This window comes from Paenibacillus sinensis, assembly GCF_019904155.1.
GTDB classification, from domain to species: domain Bacteria; phylum Bacillota; class Bacilli; order Paenibacillales; family Paenibacillaceae; genus Paenibacillus_AQ; species Paenibacillus_AQ sinensis.
The window spans coordinates 1-256 of record NZ_JAHCMB010000165.1; the positions used below are offsets into that span (position 1 = coordinate 1).

Here is a 256-nt window from a genome sequence, read left to right on the forward strand (position 1 = left end):
GCAGGGACAAGCCACAGCTTGGCACTGAAAGGTGACGGCAGTGTATGGGTCTGGGGCTCAGGCTATGGGAATGTACCGGTAGCGGTTAGCGGTCTGAGTGGTATCGTGGCGATCGCGGCAGGGTCGGGGCAGAATCTGGCACTGAAGAGCGACGGCACGGTATGGGCATGGAGCAGCACTGCAACATCAACTCAGGTATCGGGATTGAGCAACATCACTTCGATCGCAATGGGCAGCGGGCATAATCTGGCGCTGA

Annotated in this window: 1 pseudogene; it reads left to right on the forward strand. The window is 58.6% G+C overall.

The annotated features are described in order from the left end of the window. Positions 1-18 precede the first annotated feature (18 nt). Positions 19-256: pseudogene (locus KIH86_RS19015) on the forward strand (RCC1 domain-containing protein); the annotation flags it as partial.